At 67.5% G+C, this 2,632-nt stretch carries 2 protein-coding genes; both read right to left on the bottom strand.

Going from position 1 to position 2,632, the window contains the following annotated elements; genetic code table 11:
- Positions 1 to 104 precede the first annotated feature (104 nt).
- Positions 105 to 869 carry an IS21-like element helper ATPase IstB gene (gene istB / locus P3H15_RS53530; RefSeq protein WP_072816447.1) on the bottom strand — a complete coding sequence of 255 codons (765 nt, stop codon included), beginning with the start codon at positions 867 to 869 and terminating at the stop codon, positions 105 to 107.
- 62 nt (positions 870 to 931) lie between these two features.
- Complete coding sequence (gene istA / locus P3H15_RS53525; protein WP_276144747.1) at positions 932 to 2,470, bottom strand: IS21 family transposase; 1,539 nt, start codon at positions 2,468 to 2,470, stop codon at positions 932 to 934.
- Between the last annotated feature and the right edge of the window lie 162 nt (positions 2,471 to 2,632).

Genomic DNA, 2,632 nt, shown 5'->3' with positions numbered 1-2,632 from the left:
CGACTAAACGAAGCGGATTCCGCAAGGGCGGCTTGACAAATAGAGAGGCACCCCATGATCGGGCGTGCTGAGTCGAGGGTAACCCGAACCGGCGGGGGTGCGGATCAGGTTGCGCCGGCGGTGCGATGTCCGGGTCTTTTGCGGGGCCGGTAGGACGGTCCGTCCATCAGGGTTTGGTGGCTGGTGTTGATGAGCCGGTCGAGGAGGGACTCGGCGACGACCGGGTTCGGGAACAGCGGATACCAGTCCTTCGGGGCGCGGTTGCTCGTCAGGATCAGCGGTTTTCCGGCGATCGCCCGGTCCGAGACCAGATCGTAGAGGTCGTCGGACTGGGTGGTGGTGTGCTCGCGCATCGCGAAGTCGTCGATGATCAACACCAGCGGCCGGGTGTATTCCCGCATCCGCTGACCGATGGTGCGATCAGCGTGACCGCCGGCCAGATCGGCGAGCATGCGGGAGCACTTGACGAACCGCACGTCCCCGCCACGGCGGGCGACATGATGCCCAAGTGCTTGTGCCACATGAGTTTTGCCGACACCAACGGGTCCGTAGAGGATCACCGACTCGCCGGCGTCGAGCCAGCGCAGCGCGGCCAGATCCCGCAGCATCGCCGCCGGGAGTTTCGGGTTCGCGGTGAAATCGAAGTCCTCGAAGGTGGCCTGTTGCTCGAACCTGGCCCGGCGCAGCCGGCGGGCCAGCGCCGCCGTTTCCCGGCGGGCGATCTCGTCCTCACACAGCACTTGCAGGAACTCGAGGTGTCCGAGCTGTCCGTCCCGGGTCTGGGCGAGCCGGGCATCGAGGGTGTCGAGCATCCCGGTCAGCTTCAATGTCTTCAGCGCAGCCCGCAGGCTGGGGTCGTGAATGGTCATGACGATTCCTAAGGGTGAAAGTAGTTGGTGTGCATCAGGTGTCAGTGGCAGCGTTCGACACTTCAGGCGGTGCGTTCGGCGTCGAAGGCGTCCGGTCCGCGCAGGAACGCCGGCGCCGGCGCGGCGGCCGGGGCGGGCTGTCCGTCGTGTTCGGTGCCGGCGGCGAGGATGCCCTTGACGGTGCGGTAGCTGGGGTCCCCGACCTCGAGGGCGCGGGCGCAGGCCGCGTCCAGGCGGGCGTCGTCGTAGCGGTCCCGCAGCCGGATGATGCCCTGGATCGCCCGCAGCCGGTGCAGCGCGTTGACCTGGGACAACTCGGCGACCACGGCGACCGCGCCGGGACCGATCTGCTCGGCCTGCGCCCGGCACCAGGACACCGTCTGCAGTGTGTAGGCGATCTTGTGCGGCGGGTAGTGCTCGGGGTTCGTCGACCGCCCCGACAGGTGCAGCACGTGGGTGGCGACCACCTGCTCGGTGTGGAAGATCTGCACCACATCCCCGCTGGTGCGCACCAGCACCTGCTGACCGATCAACCGCCAGGGCACCGAGTACAGGGCCTTGCCGGCCTTGACGTGGCAGTCCGGGGCGACCTTGCCGATCTGGTAGCGGACCGGTTCGAATGGTCTGGGTGGAAGTGTTGTGAGAGTGCGCTTTTCGATGGCCTCGAACACCGCAGCGGGTTGTGCTCCGTCGAGGCCGCGGTGGTTGTGGCGACCGTAGACGTCGGTGCACCAGGTCAGGGCGGCGTCCTGCATCTGCGCCAGTGAGATGAACTCCCGGCCCTTGAAGAACGAGTCGCGGATATACGGCATCGGCCGCTCGATCCGCGGTTTGTCCTTCGGTTTCCCGGCGCGAGCCGGGTCGATCAACAGCCCGTAGAACGCGGCGAGTTCGGCATAGGCGCGGTTGATCTTCGGGTCGTACAGGTCCGGCCGGTCCACCCCGGTTTTGAGGTTGTCGCACACCATCCGGGCCGGCGTGCCGCCGAAGAACTCGAACGCGGCCACGTGCGAGGCGCACCACGAGGTCTGGTCCATCCGCAGCACCGGCTGCACGAACAGCATCCGCGAGCAGGTCAGGATCATCGCGAATGCCCAGACCGCCACCCGTCGGTCGGTGGCCGGGTTGCGCCACATGCCGAGCTTGCCGTAGTCGACCTGGGCCTCGTCGCCGGGCGGGACCGCACCCCGGGGCACCGTCACCTTCGACTCCGCCACCTGATCGGCGAATTGCGCTGCCACATAACGACGTACCGTCGACTCGGACACCGCAACAGCGTGGTCGTCACGCAGGCGTTGCGCGATCGTCGCGACCGTCACCGACGCCTTCAACTGTGCGTCGATCCAGTCGTGGTGCGTGGCGATCGCCGGCCACGTCACCGCCCGCGCCGCCGGGTCTCCGACCTCCGGAAACCATTCCGAGATCAGCTCCCGCCAGAGCCCCTCATCGAACTTGCCGCCCTCGCCGGGCGCCAGCCCGGCCGCCAACGCCGGTGCCAGGTATTTCCGGATGGTCTTGCGGTCGATCCCCAGGGCCGTCGAGATCTGCACCTGGGACCGGCCGGCATGCCAGTGCCGGAACAACTCCATCAGATCGGTCATCGTCCACGTTCTCCTTGCCACCGTCAGGCCCCTTCCCGGGCCCGTTGTCGGTGGCCCAGTCAGGAGCGAACCTGCAGCAGCGCCGGAACCCCGGCCGACACGCCCCGAGGGTGGGGTGCCTCTCTATTTGTCAAGCCGCCCTTGCGGAATCCGCTTCGTTTA

Origin of the sequence: Rhodococcus sp. T2V (assembly GCF_029269925.1) — a bacterium.
Lineage (GTDB): Bacteria > Actinomycetota > Actinomycetes > Mycobacteriales > Mycobacteriaceae > Rhodococcus_F > Rhodococcus_F koreensis.
The sequence above is the reverse complement of the archived record's forward strand: the minus strand, read 5'-3'. Positions and strand labels throughout refer to the sequence as shown.